The sequence below is a fragment of the Acinetobacter guerrae genome (assembly GCF_009372255.1).
Taxonomy (GTDB): domain Bacteria; phylum Pseudomonadota; class Gammaproteobacteria; order Pseudomonadales; family Moraxellaceae; genus Acinetobacter; species Acinetobacter guerrae.
Map to the genome: position 1 here is coordinate 37,044 of NZ_LXGN01000008.1, position 24,004 is coordinate 61,047.

The window sequence follows — 24,004 nt, forward strand, 5'->3', positions numbered from 1 at the left end:
TTCCTTTGCAAAAACGATTTACGACCTTAATAACCCACGGTAAAACGTTGCTGGATATGATTGTTTTGTTCAAGCTCATCAGCAAGCGCCACCGCAAAATCTTCAGCCGAGATTTTACTTCCTTCTTCCCCGATCAAAAGCTCATCTTTACCTAAGCGAAATTCACCTGTACGTTTCCCTGGACCAAATTCAGCAGAAGGCGAAATAAACGTCCAGTCGAGATCATCGATTTCTTTGAGTTTATCGAGAAATATTGCTGCCGCTTCTGCTTCAGGTTTATAAGCATCAGGAAAATCAGGTGTATCCAAAACACGGATATTTTGATGAGGTACATGTAAACTTCCTGCACCGCCCACGATCAAATAGCGTTTTACTTTAGAGTCACGTACCGCTTCAATCAATGCATGAGCATCTAAGCCCTGAAAACGAACGGCACTAATCACCGCGTCTTGTCCTTTTAATGCATCTACTAAAGCCTCATGATCATTTAAATCGACATTAACTGCCATCACACGTTCTGTATCCGCCACTTTGTGCGTGTCTCGCGCAATGGCTTTGACATAATGACCACGTGAAACCAGTTCTTCTAAAATACGTGAACCTGCCATACCTGTTGCACCAATTAAAGCAATTTTCATTGTAAGCCTCTTTGTTTTTTATCAGAAAATTTAACCAAATTTAAATGATATTGATTTGTACAGAATGATATCTATCATGCCAGTCTGGCTTGTAAATTACGTTCGTTTTATGTCCATGCCCTGTAACAGTTTGGGTATAAGTGTTGGCGTATCAATAAGAAATATAAGCTTGGTGGTAATTTTGATACGGACAGATAGGCGAGGTTAAATACAAAGCTATTTGGGAATAACAGGAGCTGATAGCTCTCGTTTTTTGTTATGGAAACTGCTAAAATCAAAATACGCCATTGACGTATAAAGAGTTCATGTTATTTATTGAAACCAGCATCTTTACCAAGCAAATTAAAGACCTTGTATCTGATGAGGAATATCGTCAACTTCAGCAAGATCTTTTGGTACAGCTTGATAGAGGTGACCTAATCAAGAATGGCGGTGGTATTCGCAAAGTACGTTGTGTTCAAGGTAACAAAGGGAAAAGTGGTGGCATACGGGTGATTTATTATTGGGTTACCGAGGATGATCAGATCTTTTTCTTAGTGGCTTATCCCAAATCAGTGAAAGATAATTTAACAGATAAGGAAACAGCTATTCTGCGCCAACTCGTGAAGGAGCAATTTCATGGATAACAACTTATTTGAGGACTTGGTTGCTTCAATCAAAGAAGCTGGAGCTATCAAACGTGAAGAAGTTAAAGCAAGTCGAGTTACAGAGCTCGAATTGCCAGATATTAAAGAAGTGCGTGAAAAAACTGGCTTAAGCCAAAATGAATTTGCGGCACGTCTAAATATTAGCCCCCGTACGCTGCAAAATTGGGAACAGGGACGACGCTATCCAACTGGACCAGCAGCTACATTAATTCGAATTCTAGATGCTCACCCAAGCCTTATTTGAAAAGATTATCTAAAACTGGGAGCTTAAGGTTCCCATTTTTGTGTAAGCCCCAAATAAAAATGTCTGGTCGATGATGCCTATCAACACCATGGACTAGATATAAATAACAGTTGAATCAAGATCAATTTAATTTTACATGCAGAGGTCTAAGTAAAGAAAAGGGTGAAATCGATTAATGATGAATCTTTTCAACCCTTCGCTTGTAGACTCTAAAACATTCAAAAATTAAATTTTAGGATCGTCTAGATCATCATAAATCATGGTGGTTTTCGGCATTGGTTCAGGTTCAATATTTTCATGCAACCATTCACGCCAGATTGCAAGTAAAATTGCCAAAATCACAGGGCCAATAAACAAGCCCACCAAACCAAAACTCGCCAAACCACCCAATACGCCAAACATAATAAGCAAGAATGGAATTTTGGTGGCACCTGAAATCACCAAAGGACGAATGACATTATCAGAAGTACTGACGATACAAACACCCCACAGCATCACACCAATTGCTCCCATCATATGATCTTGAGAAAACAACCAAAGTGCGACAGAGGTATATGCGACAGGCGTACCAAACGGAATTAAAGCCAATAAAAAGGTGACAATGGTTAATACCATTGGGTTAGGAACACCCGCTATAAAATAACTGAGTCCTGCCAAAATCGCCTGTGCGACTGCGGTTAAGCCAACACCATATACAACTGCACGAGTGGTTTCAGAAATGGTGTCCATATAATGATGAACACGTGGCCCAATCACCATTTCCATCGCTTTTTTCACTTGATTTAAAATGGTCGGCCCATCACGGTAAAAGAAATAGAGTGATAAAAGCGCAAAACCCAATTTAACCAGATTTCGGCTAATTTCACTTAAAACAAAACGCCCATAGCCCATATGCCCCTGAATCCACGCGGCTACATTCTGGGTAATACTATTAGGGTCATTATTGATGTCATTAAGAATCCGTGAAACTTCCTTACCAATAATCGGCAGCTCACGAATAAAATCTGGAACATCTAAATGACCCGAAAAAATTTGTTTTTGCAGTTCAAAAAAAAGATTGCGACCTTCGTGTTGTAGCATAAATACGCCAAAAGTCAGCGGTACGCCAATCACCAGAATAATCAGCAAAATCATGATAGATGCATTAAGATTCGGACGCTGAACACCACAGAAACGTTGTACGGACTGATAAATTGGCCAAGTCATATAGGCAATAATGGCCGCCCAAACCACAGGAACAATAAAGTATTTCAGGATATTAAATCCCAAAAAAAGCAGGATAATAAGTAATCCGAACAATAAAGCTCGTTGTAACGTGGGCGCGTATTGTTGCACTGAACTCTCTATGTATTAAATATTAGGCAAATTATCTTAACTGAAAAAAAACCATCCGAAAATAAATGTTGAGTTTCATTACGTTGTTAAAATGAATGCCAACATTTTCTGTAGCTTATAAACCTTCAACCTATGATTAAAACCATTCAGTCGGATCTTCAATCAAAGTATCTAGCAGCGGTTGCCATTGTGCTTGTAATAACAAAAAATTCTTTTGAGATCGATCAAAAATACTCAAACCTTGCATTGCCAATTGACCATAAGCACTACGTTCAGAAATTGTAGCGACAGGCTGTTGTTCAATTTTCTCAAAAAATTGCTGAATATCTTTACTGCTTGATGTGTTGGCTTTCATCCGATTGGCAAGTAAATGAATACCAATTTTGCCTTTACGAATCCGTTTGATATCTTGTAAATGTTTTAAAAAACGCTTGGTACTGTCAATATCAAAAAAAGAGGGTTGGAGTGGTGTGACAATTGCGTGGGCTTCACTAATCAGTTGTTCAGCATGTTCACCAGATAATGCACCAGGTGCATCAATAATCAGATAATCTATATTTTTAGGTGCATCACCAATCGATTTTTCATGTCGCCAATCTAAACTCTGAATCGTTACTGCGGTTTTTGGGCGTTGTTTAAGCCATTGTAAGGCTGATTTTTGATTATCCGCATCGGCTAGTGCGACTTTGTATCCTTTTTGCGCCAATGCTGAAGCCAGTGTAATTGCTGTAATGGTTTTACCGCATCCGCCTTTTTGATTTGCTATAAGTATCGTTTTCATGCCCGAGATATATTCTTGATTTACTCGATTAGATTAGCATCTTTTTAACGCCGAAAGGTTACACATGACAAAAGTCTTTCGCTTATTTAAAGTGTTTAACAGTTAAAGTATTTAACCGAATCTGGAGTAAATAAGTTCATGTCCATTTGGATGGCAATGTTAATTGGAGCATGTATAGGTGTAGTGGTCACCACATTAATTCTTTCAAATACACGAAATGGGCGCATTCGGGCGGAATATGAACAATATATTGGTGAGTTGGAACTTGAACATCAACAGGCTTTAGCTCAGGCACAAAAGCGCAGTGTAAATACCAGTCGCGCGGTATTAAAAGGCAAAATGGCAGAACAATTCGCGCCGATATTACCCGAATTTCGCTATTTACCAAGTGATGCCAAGTTTCTGGGAGATCCTGTAGATTATGTGGTGTTTGATGGCTATACCGATTTTCGTGATGGTGAAGGTCAAGCTGAAGATATCGAAGTGATTCTGATGGATATTAAAAGTGGAGGCGCACGACTCACAAAAGGTCAGCAAGCGATTGCACAGGCGGTTCAAGATGGACGAGTACGCTTTGAAACTTTAAGAGTTGATTTTGAAGATTAGCTTGAGCTGTAATTTATTTATATCAAACATGCTTTATTTGAAGCTAAACCGACAGTTCACAACTATTAACGTGCCACAAAAAAGAGACTGAATACATCTTTATTGTTACTCAAATTTGCAACTTTTTATAAAATTTGAGCCTATGATAAAAACATCAATCTCAATGTAATGATGCTTTTTTAGTGGAGGACTCAATATGCTCAAGCAGATGTGTATAGGATTGATTGTGGCATTGAGTATTGGGCAAGTCAGTGCTTCTGCATCAACCTCCAGTGACTATAATATTGCGCGAGGTTTGGCTCCTGCGGTTAAAGGTCAGTCTATTTCAGTGTTAAAACCCTTTAATGGTGATTTTCGTATTTTGGGTTCTAAACAATATCGTGATGATGAACAGGCAAAATTCTCTCCTATCGATTTTGCTGTCAGTTATGGCTTATTTGCACATCCTGAAATTGCTTCACAAATTAAAATTAATCAGTACGATCGTTACTTGAACTGGAGTATGCAAACACTTCCTGTGTCCCCTGATCAGGCCATGAAACTGGTTTCAAACATGCATATTATTCCTGCTAACCCAGATATTGCTAAACAGATTACCCAAGTCAAACGTGGTGATTTAGTTCGATTGAAAGGTGAATTGGTTGAAGTGAAGGATAATAATCTGGTGTGGACGTCATCACTTGCTCCTGGTGGTGTAGGTGATGGTGCTTGTGAGGTATTTCGTGTTCATTCCATTCAATGGATTGAGCGTCAAAAAATTTAATTTCCTGCTCAAACTTTAAAAATGATCCGCAGCGGCACAGTTCTTTTGAATAATGTCGCTGCTTTTATTTCTATGCTGGCTTTTGTTGGTCTTTCCAGTGTTTTAATTGTTCCTGAGCATGTAAATAATCACTCAGGTCTTGTACATTGATTGCGGCTTTTTTCTGATTCTGAGCATTTGCAGAGCTGGTTTGCTCATTGATTAATTTGCCCTGATTTTCCCAGTATTGATATAACAATCCCTGAATATATCGTCCTTGTGCTGTTTTTAAATCTAAATCTTTTAGCATGGTCAGTGCCGACTGAATATGATCGAGTTTACGGTTACGTTCAAATTCAGGTGTTAAGTTTCCATCCTGTTGCATTTTTGCCAGTTCATTGTCCATATCATCTGTCATTGCAGTGAATTTTTCATCAAACTCATCTAATAGCGCAATGTCATGAGTATCTTGTTCTGTCGTAGGAAACTCTTTGATCGGTGGCGTTTTTAATTGATCTACATTTGCCTGATGCTCATTGGTCTGTTGTTCAGTTGATGGTGCTGTTTTGCTTTGATCATTTTTATTACATGCACTGAGTAACAATGTACTGCCTAAAACCAAAGCAAATATCTGCAAGGGCTTATTATTTTGGATGCTCATGATGTTTTCCTTATTGAGTTTGGATCAGCATTAGATTTTTTTAAAGTGGTAAGCATAGGTGATATAAGGGAATTCAATTTCATCCTGTGGTTGTTTACCCGTAAACTCATATACGACTTGTTCAAATTGTTTTTTAAGTTCGAGCTGTTGTTTTTCAGTCATCGCGGCAATAAAACTGGTGGAAAGCAAGCGTTTACTCACCACTTGTTCCACTGTCCCTTTTTGAACTTGAGAATAAACTTTGACACTTTCGAGTCGAAATAGAAATTGATGCTCAAATACTTTTTTCCAGTCGCCACTGTGATAACGAGGGGTATCTTGTTCTAACGGTTGCAATATATCTGCCAGTGCTTTGACCCAGTCTACTTCAATATCACGTTGATTCCAGATTAACCCTAAATGCCCTTCAATTTTGAGAAGTTGATAGATTTCATTGAGTGTTTCGATATTGGCAAACCAATGAAATGACTGCGCACATAGCACCGCATCGACGCTTTGAGGGGGCAATGGAATTTCAGTGCTATGGGCATCTAGGGTTTTAACTTTAGGGTGTGCAAGGCTCAACTGTTCACGCATAGCTTGAACGGGTTCAACCGCAATAATTTCTGATGTAACTTGCTCAAGATAAGGGATGAATTTACCCGTACCAGCACCTAAATCCACGACACACGAGCTTTGATCTAATTGCAACTCCTGATTTAGCCAGTTCACAATTTCATTTGGATAATCTGGTCGAACCTGTTGGTATAGTTCGGCAGCCTGACTAAATCCTTGTTGTGCAGCATGATGAAACGGTTTCATAAGCTTTGACCCAAAAATAGTATTTTTTAATGCAGATAACCTTTTTCTATTATGAACCCCGCATCTATACGAAGCGTTTAGAAAATAGCATTTTTCATACAATTCGATGAGTTTTATAACATTTTTATATGTGGATATAGCAGAGCTATACGGTTTTACATGTTAAAACTTTAGATACAATGCATACATAAAAGAGTGAAAAATGACTCAGCAGATTAACATCCCTTCTTTCAAACTTCATGATGGTCATCAGATTCCTGCACTTGGCTTTGGAACTTATACATTAAAAGGCAAAGCAGGGGTTGAGGTCATGTTACGTGCCTTGAACAATGGTTATCGTCTGTTGGATTCGGCATTTAACTACGAAAATGAAGGCGCTGTGGGTGAAGCATTGCGGCAATCTGGATTAGAGCGCAAAGAAGTCTTTATAAGCTCTAAGTTACCAGGTCGTCGTCATCCATATAAACAGGCAATGGAAACCATTGAAGAATCTTTATATCGTATGCAACTGGATTATCTGGATCTCTATCTGATTCATTGGCCGAATCCAAAACAGGGATTATACGTTGAGGCATGGCAAGCGCTGATTGAGGCACAAAAGCAGGGCTTGATCAAATCCATTGGCGTCAGTAATTTTTTGCCTGAGCATATTGATACCTTACAACGTGAAACAGGTATATTGCCTGTGATCAATCAGGTCGAGCTACATCCTTATTTTAATCAGGCAGAGCAGCGTCGATATGATCAATCCAAGCAGATTTTGACGATGGCATGGAGTCCTTTGGGGCGGGGCAGTGAGGTCATTAAAAATGAGGTCTTGCAGCAGATTGCTCAAGAGCTGAATTATTCAGTGCAGCAAGTGATTTTAAGATGGCAGCATCAACTGGGTGTAATCCCGATTCCGAAGGCCAGTAGCGATAAAAACCAATTGGCGAATCAGGAAATTTTTAACTTTAGCCTGAGTGATGAGCAGATGCAGCAGATCAACCAATTGACCCGCACAGATGGTCGTTTAGCCAATCAGAACCCTGCTGTATATGAGGAATTTTAAAGGTTGGTGATTGGATTCAGATCATATCTTATTGATGGAAATGTGAATACAAGCGTGATAATGAAATTGATAATCATTATCTTTTGATGCTATATTGAAATGACTTTTCCTATATTAGGATGTGATCATGAATCAGGCACAGCCTTATTTGATTGTGAATATGCAATTGGCTCAAATTCAAAAATTATCTCCAACCATGACCCGATTTACCTTTCAAGGAGATCAACTGGATCAGGTGCTCAGTTATGCACCTGATCAGCGGGTAAAGTTATTTTTCCCCATAATAGACAATCCTGAACAAACACAATGGATTGAAAACCATGCTGAATGGTATCAGCACTATCGACAGTTACCTGAACAGGTTCGCCCACCTATGCGTACTTATACCATTCGACATTTACGACAAAAACAGAAACAAGTGGATATCGATTTTGCCATGCATGGCGAGACTGGGCCCGCATCTTCGTGGGCGGAACAGGCGAAACTGGGGGATCATTTACAAATGGCTGCTCCAAATATCGCTTGGCAGGGAGAACAAGCAGGTTTTGAATGGCAGCCTCCACAACATGCGAGCCAGATTTTACTCATGGCAGATGAAACTGCACTTCCGGCAGTTTCGGGAATTATTGAAGAACTTGTTCAACAAAATACACAGGCACAGGTCAAAGTTTATATTGAAATGCCTTTGGATCAAGATCAGGTTGCATTCGCTGAACATCCGAATATTCAAGTGCAATGGTTTAGCCGTGAACAGGGGCAGTCGGCTGGACATCATTTGATTGAAACGGTTCAGCAATTATTTAAACCAACACAACAGCAACAGTTTGAATTAGAAGATATTAATGTCGATGAGCAAATATTGTGGCTGACTAAAAATGAACAGCAAGCACAGCAAACTTTTTATGCATGGGTTGCGGCTGAGTCTGCGGCTGTTTTGGCGATACGCCGTTTTTTAATTCAGGATTGCGGCATTGATAAAAACTGCCTGAATTTTATGGGCTATTGGCGAAAAGGAAAAGTATTTGATTAATTTAAAGTCACTGTAAAGTAACTCGTACTTTTTTATATGGAATTATGAAATCAAGAAGGGTGGTTTCTTAAAAGCTGACCATCGCTGAGGATTGATCATGGTGTTTGAAATTTACTCATTTTTTATGAATTGTGGATAACTTTTTTAATTTTGCTGATAACTTTTGGACGTATATGTTTATAGGAAGTTTCAACAAGATTGCAACATTGTGGTAGCTTTTGCCCTGTTTTCTCGCCACAGTCTTTATAAAATAACAAGTTCCGCGTTGTTCTGTAGAGCATGGCGTTTGGAACTGAGCCAGTCATTATTTTTGGTAGCCTAATGGACAAGCAAATTATTTTTGAAGACGAACATATACGGGTTATTTTTCTAAAAGGGACATCCAGTGAATTGGTGATTTCATTTGGAGATTTAATTAGTCGTGCCAAAGGTTTGACCATTAATGCCGAAAAATCCTTAATTAAATATGATTACAACGTCTTGGGTATTATGCCCAAGCTCAAATCATGGTTTCCGCAAGCTTCCATGCAACAGATGATGGAAAGTGTACAGCCCATACTGAATCAGTTTGAACATATTGTGGGATATGGTGGTTCGATGGGGGGCTATGCTGCGATTAAATATTCTAAATTGCTGAAAATGAATCGTGTGATTGCCTTTGTTCCCCAATTTAGCATTGATCCACAGCAAGTTGAAGATCGCCGTTATGCCGAGTTTTTTGATGTTAATTTAAATCGGGATATGCAGATTCAGTCCACTGATGTTGAAACTCAGGCTGAATATATTGTGGTCTATGATCCTTACTATAAAGAAGACCGTGAACACTATTTAAAAATTAAAAAAGTCATTCCCGCTCTGCATACTTTAAAATTACCGTTTACTGGACATGAAGCGCTTTCAGTGTTGGCAAGTTCAAGCCTATTAAATGATTTCATACGCCATCCTTATGATCAGGGCTATTTTTACCAGCAAATACGTAGTGTAAAGAAGAACAGTAAGTTTTATTATCGGACTGTTATTTCAAACTTAATGTCGCGACATAGCGCAGCACTTGGACGCATTTTAAGAAATAATGAATTGCATTTGGATGATCAATATTTTGATGCCAACCTGAAACAGTTGATTACCCGCGTCATGCTAAGTAAACGTCAGGTCACAGAGCAGGATTTGCAGAAATTGGGGATCAAATTTAATCTGCCTATGTCTCAGCAAGAAACCAACGATCAATTACAGGATAATTTTGGGCATCATTTGGTATTTAATCTAATTAGCCATAAACTTGAAAGTTATCTTGCCGATGCTGTTCAATTGAATAATAAATATCTGATTAGTATTCATGCCAAAAGTAGCGGGATTGTCAAAATCGTGATTAATGCCGAGCGTTATATTGTTGCGATGAATGACCGACGTGTGATGAAATTATTTAAAGAAGAAGATGCACTGACCACAGATATGAGTCCAATTATAATTAAAAAATATCCCGACTATTTTGTGCTGAGCTATAAGCAGTTAAATTTAAACAGTGATGAACACGGAATATGTACTTTCACTGAAAATTCAGTACAAGATGCAGAAAAGTTTAAAACGTTCTAGTGATGGATTTAATTCAATATGGATGCAGAAAAGGGACGATGAATCGTCCCTTTTTTATCCTATACAATGTCATATTTAGTTTGTTGTAGAGGCTTGTTTATTGGTTGGTTGTCTTTCAATACCTGCTTGACTCTGAATACCAATATTATGATTTGAGGCATTGGCAGCAACGCCCGCATTGGCATTGACAGAACCTACTTTTACACCTGTTTGCGTTTGCGCATTGATACCTTGATTGCCATTTGAATTATTCTTCATGGCTGCCCAGTCTGCTTTAGCTTTGGCCTTTTGCTCAGCTGTAAATTTTTCAGTTTTATTCACGGCTTTTTGGGTTCCACGTTTGGTGTCTTGCCAAGCTTGTTCGCTTTTATCACCTACTTTCTCTGCGGCATTTACGGTTTTATCTTTAGCACTTACTGCTACATCATGTGTCTTATGTGCGACATGACTTCCAGCACCTATCGTTGCATCAGTTGCTTTAACTGCTGTCGAATGAACGGCATGTGTGGTACTGCTTACACCGTTTTTTACCCCATTTCCAATACTATTTAATAAGCCACCAGATTCTACTTGAGCATTGGCTCCAGCATTAATAGAGGCACTTTCTGCAAATACAGTCGCAGAAGCTAAAATACTTGCAGTTAAAATCGCGGTTTTCATCATTTTCATTTTTCTTTCCTTTTGTGAATCCACTCAGTTGAATGGTGCTCGACGTTGCTATCATATTCACTAATTGATCAATTTGGTGAGATGATTGAAAAATGTTACAAGCATTTAACAACGCCTATAAAGTGAAGGAGAAATTGTGAAGAGCCGTAAAAACATCATTTTGAACAAAAAAATGGCATAAAGAATCGTTATAAAAATCACCTTGACGCATTGCTATTTCAGATAGATAGTCGTATGTGCTTTAGCAAAGGATTGAACCGTATTTTACAAAACGGCTCCTCAATTTTAATTAGAGAATTTACAAAAGAGTGCATGATGAATTTAACTGCCGCATTTTTGGATTATGCTTCATTGGATATGGACGATCTGGATTTTAGTTCATTAGAAGGCTGCTTTAGTCAGCTTCAGTTATATCCAAGCACCACACCAGAACAGGTGGTCGAACGACTAAGCCATGTTGAAGTTGCCATTAGTAACAAAATCATGATCGATGCAGAGGCGATTAAACAGCTTTCTCAACTAAAATTAATCCTGATCTCTGCAACAGGCACCAATAACGTCGATTTGCAGGCAGCTAAAGCACAGGGAATCGTGGTATGTAATTGTCAGGGTTATGGCACTGCCTCTGTTGCGCAGCATACTCTGACATTGATGCTTGCCTTGGCAACGTCACTGATTCGTTATGATCGTGCCGTGACACAAGGACGTTGGCAGCAATCCACCCAATTTTGTTTTCTGGATTATCCTATTCTTGAGCTTTCTGGAAAGACCTTAGGCATTATGGGGTATGGTGAGTTAGGGCAAGAAGTTGCACGTTTGGCACAAGCCTTTGGTATGCAGATTTTAATTGCAAATTTACCCAACCGACCAAAACATAAAAATGGTTTAGAGCTGAATGAGTTATTGCCAAAAGTGGATTTTTTAAGTTTGCATTGTCCACTGACAGAAGACACAAGAAATCTCATCAATGCAGATGCATTTAAGTTAATGAAAAACTCGGCTTTTTTGATCAATTGTGCGCGTGGTGGCATTGTGCATGAAGCTGATCTGGTTCATGCTTTAAAACAAGGAGAAATTGCGGGTGCTGCTACTGATGTGCTCAGTGTCGAACCACCCAAAGATGGCAATGTTTTGCTAGATGCAAATCTTCCTAACTTAATCATTACCCCACACTCTGCATGGGGAAGTGTTCAATCCAGACAGCGTATGGTGGAGCAATTGGCTGAAAATGTGCAAGGATTTATCTCAGGGCAAATTTTACGTCAGGTCAATGCCTAAAGTATGTTGATAACTAAAATGTTTAAGGATTCGCACTTTCTGGAAGTGGCGCAGCCGATGTTGTTGGGCTAATTGCGCTTGCAGGAGCAGCAGAGGCTGGTGCAGCGGTTGGTTGTCCTGTTGAGGATTGACTTAAATTGCCTTGTTCAATGGGAACTGTACCGCCATTTGTACCCACAACTGCATCTTTAGTTTGTTGCCACTTTTGTTCAGTGTAAGTTTTGGCTTCACTGGTTTTTTCTTTGGCTACCTGAGATTGTTCTGTTCCAAATGCTTTGGTTTCTTGCCATTTTTCACTTATTTTTTCCGAAGATTTATCTGCGCCCCGTTGCATTGAATGACCTAAACGACTAATGCTTTGCCCAGTTTTATAGGTGAGTACGCGAAAAATATTGGGATTATCCCCATAAGGCATAGTTTTAGGCTGATCTGAAGAAGATGTCGTATTTTCATTTGCATTGGCAGACATCGGTAGAATCGCAACCAGACTGAGCGTTGCACAATAAATAGCATGCTTGAACATTTAGGAATCCTTTTTCTTGATTCTATTGTGTCGGCTATCTTAGCGGGAATATGAAAATTTAAGAATAAAAGAGATCAAACTGATACAGCTTGCTACAAGCCATATACAGTCAAGGAGAAAAAATAAGAATTAGAAATTGAACGGATTTTGCCCCTAATTCGTGTTAAGGGCAAAATAGAAAAGCTTATTCACACGCAGCAACATTTTCTTTTTTGAAATTGTCACGTAGTGAAAGGAAGTTTGCTTGAACTTGTTTGTCATACAGGTCAAAAGATTTAGCAGAACTGGTTCCATCTTTAGCAACGATTACAGTTCCTGCCGAAATTAAGGTATTGCCTTTAAATACCCAGTTTTCACGTGCTCGAGCCGAATCCATAATACCTGTAAATTCAATATTACAATGATCACCCAGTTTGATCAATTTGGCCTTATTATTTTTGGTATCAGGAAATGCTTTAATGTTTGTGACTTCTTCAACGACTCCAACAGTGGTTTCTGGAAGAGGGGGAGTGGTAGAACACGCTGTGATTGTTAAACAGGTAGCAGTTACTAAAAAAAGAGTTTTAAGTTTCATCATTTAATTGCTTACATGTGTTGTTATTGGCTATAAGTATAACCATATTTGCCCATTCAGCTAGAGTAATGAGTGAAAAAATAAGCTATTTTTTATTTGAAAATTCTGTCTTTAATAACTCAATAAAAGCATCTCTGGCTTTATGATGTTGAACATTTTGATGCCAAAAAAACTGATTTTGCATAGAACTCAGTTGTGTAAATTGATAACCACAAATATTGGTCATGGTTTTGTATTGTTCAAAAATACTTTGGGGAACTAAAGAAACGCCAGAACCAGCACTCACGCAACCAATAATCGTGGCATAACTGGTAATGCCTGTCATGGGTAAGGACAGGTTTTTTAATTTAAGCCATTCCTCAAGTGCTGCACGATAAGGACAACCTTCAGTCCACATAAAAATTTCCCGATCGATTAAATCTTCCTGACAATGAATTTCACCGATCGATGTTGGTGCAATCAGCACCATATTTTCCTGATAAATTTCAAGCTTATGTAGTAATGGTAGCTGAATTTGTCCAGCTACAATCGCGCCGTCTAGTTTATGTTGAACCACATCTTGTAATAACTGTTTCCATGTTCCTGTCGTGATTTGAATCGAAACATCAGGGTACAGTTGATGATACTGAGCCAATAAACGAGGTAGGCGAGTCGTTGCTGAAGATTCAATTGCACCAATTCTTAATGGCCCAGATGGAGCTGCATCAGGATGAATACTACGCTTAGCTTCATCGCATAACGCCAAAATTTTTTGACTATATTCCAGAAAAATCTCACCAGAAGCAGTGAGTTTAAGGGTTTTTCCTTCACGTAGAAATAAAGGGGCTTTTAGTTCTGCTTCTAGCTGTTTTATGCGGATCGTAATATTCGACGGAACACAATGCAACTTGGTCGCAGCTTGAACCATACTGCCGCATTCCACGATGCTTCGAAACATTTTAAGTTGTTGGATATCCATATTTTATACTTGAATAAAAATGAATGATAAGCTCAATATAAGTTAATTTTACTCAATCATCTATCGCTTTATGATGCAACAAAGACCTTATCTGGTAATCTTCGATGCATCACTTCGCCATTTCATTTTTAAACCATCGACAACTCAAACTCTATTTTTATATTACTTTGGTGGTGATGTGTTGGGGTTATTCACCCGTGGGCGTACATACTGCTCTATTGTCTTATTCGCCCGAACATATTGCGCTGTTACGTTTCGTCATTGCTTCTGCTGTTTTAGGGATGATTGCAATGCAAAAGGGAGTAATAGTACCTAGAATACAGGATCTTCCTTTATTTTTAATCTTAGGGCTTTTTTCTGTGACTTTGCATCATGTCTTGATTAATACAGGACAGCAGTATGTTACGGCAACGGCTTCAAGTATTTTAAGTCAATCGATTCCATTATTTACGCTGATGATCTCAGCATTCGTTTTTAAAGATAAAATCTCTCTCAAACAAAGTATTTGCATTTTAGTCGGGTTTATCGGTGCAACTTTAGTGGTCAGTGGTGATCGGGGTTTGATTTTGCCGAATGTCCATAGTGTTCTGATTCTTTTGGCAGCAATGTGTTGGGCCATTTATTTTGTTCTTTATAAAAAATTTGATCTTCCTTATGACTCGATCAGTATGATGTGTTATGTCGTCTGGTTTGGCACTCTGCCTTTATTGTTTTATAGCCCTGATGTGCTTGTGCAAATCCAACAGGCGACCTGGCAGGCAAATATTGCGGTGCTGTTATTGGGGCTTTTCCCGAGTGCTTTGGCGTATATTCTTTGGGGCTATGTACTCAAACATATGCCCTTAATGCAGGCTTCAAATTATTTGTACTGTACGCCCTTGGTGGCGATGACTATTGCTATATTGTTTTTAGGTGAACGACCGTCGATTTATGTTTTGATCGGCGGCATGATGATCGTGGGCAGTATTGGGTGGATGAATTGGGTGAAATAAAATTACTATTAGCCAGATAAATATAACAACTGGCAGTAATAATTCGAATTTTTTTCATAATGTCATTGTGTATTTTGTACTTCTATTTTTTTTACATTTGGTGTTACAAGGAATGAAATTGATCCAAGAAAAATTAAGCAAGCAATCAAGCCTACCGCAAACTTGAGCCTAAATAATTTTAAATCACGAATATAGATTAATTTTAGATGTTCAAAAGCAAGTTCATTTATAAATGGAAAATTAAGATCATCTAATTCATTAGAATAATTTAATACAGTTTTATTAGTGCGAATATCTGTGCGTAAGAATCCATTAATTACATTAAATTTAAAAATTCCACCCCCGTAATAGGTGCCTTTTTGGGCATAACCATCATTAATATGCTTACTAGGATTATCAATAGCTGAAAGTGCCGCTAATAAAATTAAAACAGCAATTAGCCAAATTGAAAAAATAATCCAAGCTAAACCTTGTTGCCACCAAATTCCGTTGGAACTTAAAAACTCATAAATAGTTCTAATTTGTGGAAATGGAACAATACACCCTGCTAGCAATGCTCCAATTTTAAAATCAATAGCACGGATATTTTGTTGAGTGTCTTGAATGGCAGACTGTAAAAAAGTGGATTTATCCATTTTGTTGTACCCAATTATTCATATAGGTACTAACAACGTCACCTTCATAGTAATCCGTATAACTTACTTTTTGACAAAGATTTCTATTATGTTCATTTAAATTTTGATGAAACACGTCAGATAAGATAATAGTTTTCCTGTATCCTTTACTGGCGTAACTACAATATTGTGCTGTTTTGCCAATAAGCTCACCAATCCATGTAACTTCATTAATACCACTTCCTTTATAGCCAGCTTTTATAACTAATGCTTGTCCATAATGTAATCCTATACCTATTTTAAGTTGAGAGTAGGACCTTTTCTTTAGTTTTATATTAAGTGTTTGAATTAATGAATTAGCTTCATAAGCAGTTTGAAAAACTTTATCGATTTGATCTTTAGTTTCTGTGTTGAATACACCCCAGACGCAATCACCTTCAATATAGATTTGTCTAATATTTGGATTTCCATTAAGTAAAGCAACAAGTTCTGAAATATAAGCTCTATAAATTTTTGCTAAAACCTTTTTTTGATGTTTTGTTGCTAATTCTTTTGAACCGCGTATGTCAATAAATAAGGCAGAACAATTGATATGATAGCCATTTGTGTATGTTAAGTTATCAATGCTCGGTATTTGATTACTTTCAAGATAATTATTTTCAGAAGCATTTAAGATTTCATCAATTCTTTCACGACTTTTTTCAAAATCATATTCTTTATAGTTTGCTTCCATTAGTTATTCCAAAAATAAACCCCACTAATTTATAGCGAGGTTTATTTAAAAAATCAATAATTTTAAAGATTTAACCCTGCAACATACTCACATCCGCAATTGCGGTAAATAAACCACGTAACTGCGCCAGTAAACGCAAGCGATTGGCTTTGAGCTTTGGATCTTCTGCCATCACCATCACGTTGTCAAAGAACGCATCAATTGGCGAACGTAAAGAAGCCAGTTGCGACAGCGCATCGGTATAGTTATGTGCTTCAAGCAAAGGTTGTACCACTGGTGTCACACTTTGCAGTGCAGCAAATAACGCTTTTTCAGCATCTTCAACTAACAGCGAGGCATCCACATCACCGACAATCTGACCTTCTTTAGCCAAAATGTTGGCAACACGTTTATTGGCAGCAGCCAATGCTTGTGCTTCTGGCAAAGTTTTAAAATGATTGACAGCTTTAACGCGATGATCAAAATCAAGCGGAGATTTTGGAGACAACGCTTGAACAGATTGAATCACATCAATGGCAACGCCCTGATCTTCATACATGGCACGATAGCGCGCTTCAATAAAGTTCAATGCTTCATGTTGCGCTTTGACAGGTTCACGTAACTTGCCATGATAGTTTTCAGAAGCGATTTTGGTCAGTTCAACTAGTGGCAAATCTAACTCTTTTTCAATCAATAGACGCAATACACCAATCGCAGCACGACGCAAACTAAAAGGGTCTTTTGAACCTGTTGGGGCTTGACCAATGCCAAAAATACCAACCAAGGTATCTAAACGATCTGCCAGCGCAAGCGCAGTACCCGTTTGAGTTTGCGGTAAAACATCACCTGAAAAACGTGGTAAATACTGCTCTGCAATCGCATCTGCAACTTCGCTTGGTAAACCTTCCAAACGTGCATAATAGGTTCCCGCAGTACCTTGTAATTCAGGGAATTCACCGACCAGTTCAGAGGTCAAATCGCATTTTGCTAAAAGACCTGCTTGCTCTGCGGCAGCACGATCACCATGAGTTAATGTCGCGATCTGGCTTGCCAATTTGGCAATACGTAAAGATTTATCCCAGAGTGTTCCAAGTTCAGCTTGGAATACCATATTGGCTAATTTGTCTTTACGACTGGCAAGCGGTTGCTTTTGATCTTGCAAGAAAAAGAATTCCGCATCGCTTAAGCGTGGACGTACTACTTTTTCATTTCCTTCAATAATTTGATTTGGATCTTTCGATTCAATATTAGAAATGGTAATGAAGTAAGGTTGTAGTTTGCCTTCACTATTGACTAGACAGAAATATTTCTGGTTGTCTTGCATCGTGGTGATCAAAGCTTCTTGAGGAACAGCCAAATAGCGTTCTTCAAAAGTGGCACGTAGTGCTACTGGCCATTCTACCAATGCAGTGACTTCATCGAGTAAGTTGTCAGGCACAATCGCAGTTGCATTCACTTCATCTGCCAATTGTTTCACTTGCTGCTGAATGGTGGTTTGACGTTTTGAAAAATCAGCCACCACATAGGCACTTTCAAGTGCAGTCAAATAATCATTGGCATGATCCAAAGTGATCGCTTCAGGCGCATGGAAACGATGACCATAGGTCACATTGCTGGCTGAATGATCCTGAATCGTGGCTGGAATGACTTGATCATCTTTAAGCAATACGACCCATTTTACTGGACGGACAAATTCGGTACGACTTGCAGCAGAACGCATGCGTTTAGCAATCGGTAAATTGTCCAACGCCGTTTGTAAAATATCTGGTAACAACTCATCAAGGCTTTGACCTTTGATGTCTTTGTAATAACACACTTTTTCGACTTTACCAGCCTGAAAGGTCGATACTTGATCCGCCTCAATCCCTTGACCACGCATAAAGCCTTCAAGGGCTTTGGTTGGTTTGCCTTCGCTATCATAAGCAGCCTGAAGCGCAGGACCATCAAAGCGTTTTTGTGTATCTGCCTGAGCGCCATCAACATCCACAATGTTTAAAGCCAAGCGACGTGGTGCAGCATAGGCTTCCACTGTTGCAAAGTTTAAGCCAGCATCGTTTAAACCTTTGATGGTTTCTGCTTGTAAGGCATCGCGTAATGTTTTTAAACTTTTTGGGGGCAGCTCTTCGCAGCCAAGTTCAAATAATACCGTATGTTGACTCATTATTTGTTCTCCGCTTTTTGCGCTTTCGCTGCATCATTTTCTGCTTGTGCTTTGAGTTGGGCTAAAACTTCATCACGTAAATGTGGCTCTGCCATTGGAAAGCCAAGTTCAGCACGCGCCTGAACATAACTTTGCGCAATGGCACGCGCTAAAGTTCTTACACGCAAAATATAACGTTGACGCTCGGTGACTGAAATTGCTCCACGTGCATCGAGTAAGTTAAAGGTATGCGATGCTTTAACCACTTGTTCATAGGCAGGCAAAGACAGTTTCGCGTCAATTAAACGAACGGCTTCTGATTCATAAAAATCAAATAGTTCAAATAATTTCTCGACAGGGGCATATTCAAAGTTATAGGTCGATTGTTCAACTTCATTTTGGTGGAACACATCGCCATAAGTCACTGTGCCAAATTGACCTTTAGTCCAGACCAAGTCATAAACTGAATCGACCCCTTGCAGGTACATGGCAAGACGTTCTAAACCATAGGTAATTTCACCTGTGACAGGATAACACTCAACACCACCGACCTGTTGGAAGTAAGTAAACTGAGTCACTTCCATCCCATTTAACCAGACTTCCCAACCTAAGCCCCATGCACCAAGAGTTGGGGATTCCCAGTTATCTTCTACAAAACGAATATCGTGGGTCAGAGTATCAATTCCAATCGCTTTAAGTGAGTCTAAATAAAGCTGCTGGATATTGTCTGGGTTTGGCTTAAGTACCACTTGAAATTGATAATAATGTTGTAAGCGGTTTGGGTTCTCACCATAACGTCCATCTTTCGGACGACGCGAAGGTTGCACATAAGCGGCATTCCATGTTTCAGGGCCAAGCGCACGTAAGAAGGTCGCGGTATGGAATGTACCTGCACCCATTTCCATGTCGTAGGGTTGTAGAACGACGCAGCCTTGTTCGGCCCAATAGTTTTGTAGGGCAAGAATTAAGCCCTGAAAGGTATCAATATGCGATATGGCGCGACTCATGGTGCATCCACTAATAAAATCAAAGAAAAATTGCGTTCAAGTATAAGGATTTTAAAGGGGAGTGGCAAAGGTTCTGTCGAGTTCTTGCGAATAAAAAATAGCAGAGATCGAACTTCATCTTTTCTGCTGAATTTAGGCGTAGATTAGAGCTAAAAATAAACATAAAGGTTAATCGAGATGGCCGACTTCAGAAAAATATCTAAACGATGGCTTGCGATATTTGTTGTTATTGCTCTGATTGTGCATATCCATTCAGCTCAAGCTGCGTGGTTGGCAGAGAGGCCATTTGCAGAAAAAATAAAGCAAAAAATTGAGCAAAGAACAACTGAGAACATTTCGCTATCATCACAATATCTTCAAGTTGATGGTATGCAGCGCAGCTATCAATTATATATCCCATCTTCTGCAAGGCAATCTGCTCGCCCAGTGGTGATTGCATTACATGGCGGAGGAGGCAATGCCAATCAAATGCTAAAACGCTGGCAAGCCATTGCACAACAACAAAACTTTATTTTAGTTGCGCCACAAGGCATAGGTGCAAATAGCAAAATGGGAACATGGAATGCATACGGTTGTTGTGGTCAAGCGATGCAGAAGCAGGTAAATGATATTCAATTTATTCAAGCGGTTTTAAAAGATGCATCGCAGCATGCTCTGCTTGATTCCCACCGAATTTATGTAGTGGGTTTTTCAAATGGGGGAATGTTAACGCATCAATTAGCCATCCACATGGGGCGGCAACTGGCTGCTGTAGCAATCGTGTCAGGTGCATTATTTGGAGATGAAGCAACAGCAAAAGATGCAGTGCCTATTTTAATTATTCATGGTGAAAAAGATTCGGTTGTGCCTTTTCAGGGAGGAATAAGCCCGACTCGATTTGTTGCAAAAGCACAGCAACAACCGTTTCAATCGGTTGCCTATGCGATGCATTACTGGAAGACGGTCAATCAATGTCAAACAAAAGGCTTTATCGAGCAAACAGCACATTTCAATATTGAAAAAAATCTGGGCTGTCAGGCAGATGTTGTACTTTATGATGTTGATCAAGGACAACATGTCTGGCCAACTGCCGATCAGGAAAATGAAGGATTTGATGCGACTCAAGTGGTTTGGAGTTTTTTTAAACAACATGCACATTAAAGGAGGGAAACATGATAAAGCTCAAAAATAGCTTACTTTCACTGTGCCTAATTTTCTTGGTAGAAACTGCAAATGCGCAGAATCCTGTTGAGCCAGATTTATATAGCCAATGCGTGGATGAGACAATACGGGAGCAGCATTTGCCGAGTATTAATAACGCAGTAGTAGAAGTCTGTAGTGAACACGCCCGAAGTCTTTATGAACAGCAGATTGTACAATTGCTAGACCAGATCAAAACAACTGGAAATCCTGAACGATATAACAAAATCATGAAATCGCAACGGCTTTGGAAACAGTATGTCGATCAGGAATGTCAAAATGCAGGGGATTATATAGGTTCTCCAATGTATGGATTTTGTCCAATGCTTGAATATCAACATCGGGTAGAGCAATTGCAGGAATACATCAATTAAAATCATGAGCAAATTTTCTGATTCTATTAAGATATAATACAAATACATTTTTAAGATAAATCCGCTTATACTTTTTGCGACTCAGGCAAGATTAAGACCTAGGTGAATGGTGAGCGGTATACAACAAGATTGGCTTTCAGCCTTAAAACCCAACTTTAAGGTTCTTTCTGTAAAAGAACGATTATTGTGTGGTATGGGTGCATTATGTGGTTTAGCAATTTCTTCACTGATTAGCTGGTATGTATTGGGTGGAGTCAACGCTTGGTATATCGCGCCGATGGGGGCATCCTCTGTTTTATTGTTTGCTGTCCCATCAAGTCCTTTGGCGCAGCCGTGGAATATCGTTATTGGAAATACTATAGCAGGCATCGTGGGCGTGGCCTGTTCGATGTGGATTCCCGACCTAACAGGCGCATTTAGCTTTGCTGTAGGATTGGCCATTTTCCTCATGATGACGACCGACTCACTGCATCCCCCTAGTGGCGCGGTTGCGATTACTGCGGTTTTAGGAGGGGAGACTGTTCATCAATTGGGCTTTAATTTTGTTATTTATCCTGTTTTGCTCAATTCCGTGTTATTGCTCGCATTTGCCTTATTTTTTAATCGTGTAATCGGACGGCATTATCCTTACCCCAAACATGTCAATGAGCGTTCCAAAGACCCAACGCCCACTCAAAAAGTGAGCATTCAGCCACAAGATATTCAACGCGCACTAGATGAGCATACGGAGTTATTGGACATTAGCCAGTACGATCTGGAAAAGATTATTTTGGAAGCGCAGGAATGGGCCAATGAACGTCAGGGCAAAGACTATCTATGTCAAGACATCATGAGCAAGGATGTCATCACCTTAAATGAAAATGATGATATTCATCAAGCGCTAGATAAATTTAAACATAATAATTTGATGAGTTTACCTGTCATTCAAGACGATGGTCGTATCGTTGGAACTTTGGCTTTATATGAAGTGGTCGAGTGGTTTAAACGAGCAGCAGATCCTCGTGCTTCATGGGAACATCTGGTGAAACAAATTATGAACCGTAAAGTGGTCACCGTTACGCCATTACAACCTATTCGGGACTTAGTGCCTTATTTTGTAGAAAAGTCTTTTAATTATATTCCAGTGGTACAGGATCAAATATTGATCGGTATTATTAGCCGTGCAGATATGATTGCTGTGTTACAACAACAGCTTAATCAAATTAGGTAAGTGCTTAATTTTTTGTATATGATGAAAAATATGAATAAAAAAAAGCTACGATTGCATTTTAGGGGATCACAATCGTAGCGACCAAAATAACAAGGTCAAATAGCGTGGAGGATTAACGTCTAATTCGATCCTCTTGATGTACAGTTCGGATAGGTTGTTGATAACCCTGCTCATATTGCAGGCGTTCAGTTTTCTTTGGCATAATTAGCCATAAAACTAAATAAACTAAAATGCCAGGAAAAGCAGCACTCATCACAGAAACAATTACGAAAATAATGCGTAATAAATTTGCATTCCAACCAAAACGTTCAGCAATACCGCCCATGACACCGGCGATTATATTTTGTCGGTTAGAACGATATAAACCAGTATTGGCCATTCAGAAAATCTCCTCAAATAAAAGTAAATACATACGCAAAATATTATTTGGCATGTACTTTATAAAATGGGGAAGATTCAAACGCTTTAAAGGTAAAAAAACTAAAAAATCGTTATTTTATGTAAGCAAAATCACTTAATAAAATCTGAAATAGATAAACTTGCTGCAATTCCATGTAGAAACTGATTTTGCTGGATGATATCAATCTCTCATCATGAGATTCGAAACATAATCATGATTTTAACTTTATGATATAGCGGTTTTTTCCTGAGTATAGGAAGAAAACGGTAAAGATACTTATCTATGTTTTATTTAAAAAATTCCGCTGTTGGTCTCTCGATCACGCAACAACGTTTGCTGCTTGTACTTTTTTTGAGTATAGGTTTGTCAGCATGTGAGCAACATTCGTCTGAACGTGATATTTCCACCCATGATCGTGAGGCTACATCCTCTTTATCACAAGACTTATCTCATAATACTGATGATGAACAGGGCAGTAAATTGGTGGATATCGCAGGACAGGCAACTTTACCTATAGAAACAAATTCTGCCGAAAAGAAGTCAACTTTACTGTCTGATGAAGCATTGAAATATGCAGGACGTTATCACGCGCATATCCGATGTATCGATCCTTTTGCTCGATGTGACCGCAAGCATGGAGAAATTGATTATATAGTCAATCTTCTCGATGATGGTTCAGCCTATCGGCAACGCGTGAGCTTAGGGCGTTTGAAAGTAGATGACAGTCAAAGCACAAAATCGTATCGGCATGATAACTGGACAATGAATAAAAATGAAACTCAGCATGAAGTGGTGGTGAGTGTTGCCGCAGGCGGAGATCTTTATTTTATTGCGAAGGATCAAAATCATTTACAGATGAATTTGGCTAAAACGCTTAATACAGAAAATGGACAGAATCGTAAACAGTTAGGCGACAATTTTATTTTGCCACAACAAGCTTATATTCTTACACGAATTTACGATACAGAAATATCGAATCAACCTTAAATAAAAAAAGTAGCCTCTTTGAGTCTTGCTAATCAGTTAAGGATGTTTAGTTTAATTTTTAATCTTAACATCCTTTTTTAGATTTAAAAATTCTTTGTAAATTATACTCTTATATTTAAAATTTTGTTTTACGCTAAAAATAAAGTTTAAAATGACAAGATTTAAACTGGTCCCTTTTCTAATATGAAAATAAATAATAGCCACAGCGAAAAACCATGCTGCACAATATTGATAATATATTAGAACATCTAGGCTTAG

Annotated in this window: 28 protein-coding genes; 13 read left to right on the forward strand and 15 right to left on the reverse strand. The window is 38.8% G+C overall.

Annotation, left to right across the window (positions count from 1 at the left end):
• Positions 1 to 26: 26 nt before the first annotated feature.
• Positions 27 to 638 (reverse strand): NAD(P)-dependent oxidoreductase, encoded by a 612-nt coding sequence (locus A7A69_RS07040; RefSeq protein WP_120371068.1) that lies wholly within the window; start codon positions 636 to 638, stop codon positions 27 to 29.
• 305 nt (positions 639 to 943) lie between these two features.
• Between A7A69_RS07040 and A7A69_RS07045 the strand changes: the two genes are divergently transcribed.
• Positions 944 to 1,264, forward strand: a complete 321-nt coding sequence (locus tag A7A69_RS07045; RefSeq protein WP_152876724.1) for a type II toxin-antitoxin system RelE/ParE family toxin — start codon at positions 944 to 946, stop codon at positions 1,262 to 1,264.
• Positions 1,257 to 1,529, forward strand: coding sequence for a NadS family protein (nadS, locus tag A7A69_RS07050; protein WP_152876725.1), 273 nt, complete (start codon positions 1,257 to 1,259; stop codon positions 1,527 to 1,529). Before A7A69_RS07045 ends, nadS begins: the two co-directional genes overlap by 8 nt.
• Before the next feature lie 225 nt (positions 1,530 to 1,754).
• On the opposite strand, the gene A7A69_RS07055 is transcribed toward nadS, so the two are convergent.
• The gene (locus A7A69_RS07055) at positions 1,755 to 2,864 is read right to left on the reverse strand and encodes an AI-2E family transporter (protein ID WP_120371325.1); all 1,110 of its coding nucleotides are present in this window, start codon (positions 2,862 to 2,864) and stop codon (positions 1,755 to 1,757) included.
• 136 nt (positions 2,865 to 3,000) lie between these two features.
• Complete coding sequence (locus A7A69_RS07060; RefSeq protein ID WP_120371326.1) at positions 3,001 to 3,645, reverse strand: ParA family protein; 645 nt, start codon at positions 3,643 to 3,645, stop codon at positions 3,001 to 3,003.
• A 138-nt stretch (positions 3,646 to 3,783) separates the two neighbouring features.
• On the opposite strand from A7A69_RS07060, the gene A7A69_RS07065 reads away from it, so the two are divergent.
• Both A7A69_RS07065 and A7A69_RS07070 read left to right on the forward strand, forming a co-directional pair.
• Positions 3,784 to 4,251 carry a Holliday junction resolvase-like protein gene (locus A7A69_RS07065; protein WP_120371327.1) on the forward strand — a complete coding sequence of 156 codons (468 nt, stop codon included), beginning with the start codon at positions 3,784 to 3,786 and terminating at the stop codon, positions 4,249 to 4,251.
• A 196-nt stretch (positions 4,252 to 4,447) separates the two neighbouring features.
• Positions 4,448 to 5,014 carry a hypothetical protein gene (locus A7A69_RS07070; RefSeq protein ID WP_152876726.1) on the forward strand — a complete coding sequence of 189 codons (567 nt, stop codon included), beginning with the start codon at positions 4,448 to 4,450 and terminating at the stop codon, positions 5,012 to 5,014.
• Between the two features lie 70 nt (positions 5,015 to 5,084).
• Here the strand turns inward: A7A69_RS07070 and A7A69_RS07075 are convergent, their stop codons facing one another.
• The gene (locus A7A69_RS07075) at positions 5,085 to 5,654 is read right to left on the reverse strand and encodes a hypothetical protein (protein ID WP_152876727.1); all 570 of its coding nucleotides are present in this window, start codon (positions 5,652 to 5,654) and stop codon (positions 5,085 to 5,087) included.
• A 30-nt stretch (positions 5,655 to 5,684) separates the two neighbouring features.
• A complete protein-coding gene (locus tag A7A69_RS07080; RefSeq protein ID WP_152876728.1) occupies positions 5,685 to 6,455 on the reverse strand; it encodes a class I SAM-dependent methyltransferase in 771 nt (256 codons plus the stop codon).
• Between the two features lie 202 nt (positions 6,456 to 6,657).
• Between A7A69_RS07080 and A7A69_RS07085 the strand changes: the two genes are divergently transcribed.
• The 3 genes from A7A69_RS07085 (at position 6,658) to A7A69_RS07095 (ending at position 10,129) form a co-directional block, all read left to right on the forward strand.
• Complete coding sequence (locus tag A7A69_RS07085) at positions 6,658 to 7,506, forward strand: aldo/keto reductase (RefSeq protein ID WP_152876729.1); 849 nt, start codon at positions 6,658 to 6,660, stop codon at positions 7,504 to 7,506.
• Between the two features lie 127 nt (positions 7,507 to 7,633).
• A complete protein-coding gene (locus A7A69_RS07090; RefSeq protein ID WP_152876730.1) occupies positions 7,634 to 8,536 on the forward strand; it encodes a siderophore-interacting protein in 903 nt (300 codons plus the stop codon).
• 321 nt (positions 8,537 to 8,857) lie between these two features.
• Positions 8,858 to 10,129, forward strand: coding sequence for a hypothetical protein (locus A7A69_RS07095; RefSeq protein WP_120371346.1), 1,272 nt, complete (start codon positions 8,858 to 8,860; stop codon positions 10,127 to 10,129).
• Positions 10,130 to 10,204: 75 nt separating this feature from the next.
• On the opposite strand, the gene A7A69_RS07100 is transcribed toward A7A69_RS07095, so the two are convergent.
• The gene (locus tag A7A69_RS07100) at positions 10,205 to 10,798 is read right to left on the reverse strand and encodes a hypothetical protein (RefSeq protein WP_152876731.1); all 594 of its coding nucleotides are present in this window, start codon (positions 10,796 to 10,798) and stop codon (positions 10,205 to 10,207) included.
• A gap of 315 nt (positions 10,799 to 11,113) precedes the next feature.
• Here A7A69_RS07100 and A7A69_RS07105 point away from each other — a divergent pair, with 315 nt between their 5' ends.
• Positions 11,114 to 12,076: a 2-hydroxyacid dehydrogenase gene (locus A7A69_RS07105; protein ID WP_152876732.1), complete on the forward strand. Its 963-nt coding sequence runs from the start codon at positions 11,114 to 11,116 to the stop codon at positions 12,074 to 12,076.
• 22 nt (positions 12,077 to 12,098) lie between these two features.
• Here the strand turns inward: A7A69_RS07105 and A7A69_RS07110 are convergent, their stop codons facing one another.
• From A7A69_RS07110 to A7A69_RS07120, 3 genes are all read right to left on the reverse strand, one after another.
• Positions 12,099 to 12,599, reverse strand: a complete 501-nt coding sequence (locus tag A7A69_RS07110; RefSeq protein WP_152876733.1) for a hypothetical protein — start codon at positions 12,597 to 12,599, stop codon at positions 12,099 to 12,101.
• A gap of 184 nt (positions 12,600 to 12,783) precedes the next feature.
• A complete protein-coding gene (locus A7A69_RS07115; protein ID WP_120371336.1) occupies positions 12,784 to 13,173 on the reverse strand; it encodes a hypothetical protein in 390 nt (129 codons plus the stop codon).
• An 85-nt stretch (positions 13,174 to 13,258) separates the two neighbouring features.
• Positions 13,259 to 14,131 carry a LysR family transcriptional regulator gene (locus A7A69_RS07120; RefSeq protein WP_152876734.1) on the reverse strand — a complete coding sequence of 291 codons (873 nt, stop codon included), beginning with the start codon at positions 14,129 to 14,131 and terminating at the stop codon, positions 13,259 to 13,261.
• Positions 14,132 to 14,235: 104 nt separating this feature from the next.
• Here A7A69_RS07120 and A7A69_RS07125 point away from each other — a divergent pair, with 104 nt between their 5' ends.
• Complete coding sequence (locus A7A69_RS07125) at positions 14,236 to 15,123, forward strand: DMT family transporter (protein WP_152876735.1); 888 nt, start codon at positions 14,236 to 14,238, stop codon at positions 15,121 to 15,123.
• Positions 15,124 to 15,185: 62 nt separating this feature from the next.
• Here the strand turns inward: A7A69_RS07125 and A7A69_RS07130 are convergent, their stop codons facing one another.
• The 4 genes from A7A69_RS07130 to glyQ all read right to left on the reverse strand — a co-directional run bounded on the left by A7A69_RS07130 (position 15,186) and on the right by glyQ (position 19,596).
• Positions 15,186 to 15,758, reverse strand: coding sequence for a hypothetical protein (locus A7A69_RS07130; RefSeq protein WP_152876736.1), 573 nt, complete (start codon positions 15,756 to 15,758; stop codon positions 15,186 to 15,188).
• Positions 15,751 to 16,470: an adenylate/guanylate cyclase domain-containing protein gene (locus A7A69_RS07135; RefSeq protein ID WP_152876737.1), complete on the reverse strand. Its 720-nt coding sequence runs from the start codon at positions 16,468 to 16,470 to the stop codon at positions 15,751 to 15,753. The genes A7A69_RS07130 and A7A69_RS07135 overlap by 8 nt, the downstream gene beginning before the upstream one ends.
• A gap of 70 nt (positions 16,471 to 16,540) precedes the next feature.
• A complete protein-coding gene (gene glyS / locus A7A69_RS07140; protein WP_152876738.1) occupies positions 16,541 to 18,610 on the reverse strand; it encodes a glycine--tRNA ligase subunit beta in 2,070 nt (689 codons plus the stop codon).
• Positions 18,610 to 19,596: a glycine--tRNA ligase subunit alpha gene (glyQ, locus tag A7A69_RS07145; protein ID WP_152876739.1), complete on the reverse strand. Its 987-nt coding sequence runs from the start codon at positions 19,594 to 19,596 to the stop codon at positions 18,610 to 18,612. Before glyQ ends, glyS begins: the two co-directional genes overlap by 1 nt.
• A gap of 177 nt (positions 19,597 to 19,773) precedes the next feature.
• Here glyQ and A7A69_RS07150 point away from each other — a divergent pair, with 177 nt between their 5' ends.
• The 3 genes from A7A69_RS07150 to A7A69_RS07160 all read left to right on the forward strand — a co-directional run bounded on the left by A7A69_RS07150 (position 19,774) and on the right by A7A69_RS07160 (position 22,359).
• Positions 19,774 to 20,736 (forward strand): CE1 family esterase, encoded by a 963-nt coding sequence (locus A7A69_RS07150; protein WP_152876740.1) that lies wholly within the window; start codon positions 19,774 to 19,776, stop codon positions 20,734 to 20,736.
• Positions 20,737 to 20,747: 11 nt separating this feature from the next.
• Positions 20,748 to 21,149, forward strand: coding sequence for a lysozyme inhibitor LprI family protein (locus A7A69_RS07155; protein ID WP_152876741.1), 402 nt, complete (start codon positions 20,748 to 20,750; stop codon positions 21,147 to 21,149).
• A gap of 109 nt (positions 21,150 to 21,258) precedes the next feature.
• Complete coding sequence (locus A7A69_RS07160) at positions 21,259 to 22,359, forward strand: HPP family protein (protein ID WP_151981241.1); 1,101 nt, start codon at positions 21,259 to 21,261, stop codon at positions 22,357 to 22,359.
• Positions 22,360 to 22,471: 112 nt separating this feature from the next.
• On the opposite strand, the gene A7A69_RS07165 is transcribed toward A7A69_RS07160, so the two are convergent.
• Positions 22,472 to 22,738: a PspC domain-containing protein gene (locus A7A69_RS07165; protein WP_120371344.1), complete on the reverse strand. Its 267-nt coding sequence runs from the start codon at positions 22,736 to 22,738 to the stop codon at positions 22,472 to 22,474.
• A gap of 303 nt (positions 22,739 to 23,041) precedes the next feature.
• On the opposite strand from A7A69_RS07165, the gene A7A69_RS07170 reads away from it, so the two are divergent.
• Complete coding sequence (locus A7A69_RS07170) at positions 23,042 to 23,746, forward strand: hypothetical protein (protein ID WP_152876743.1); 705 nt, start codon at positions 23,042 to 23,044, stop codon at positions 23,744 to 23,746.
• Positions 23,747 to 23,797: 51 nt separating this feature from the next.
• On the opposite strand, the gene A7A69_RS16725 is transcribed toward A7A69_RS07170, so the two are convergent.
• Positions 23,798 to 24,004 (reverse strand): hypothetical protein (locus A7A69_RS16725; protein WP_206669004.1); only part of this gene is annotated, 207 nt, incomplete at its 5' end.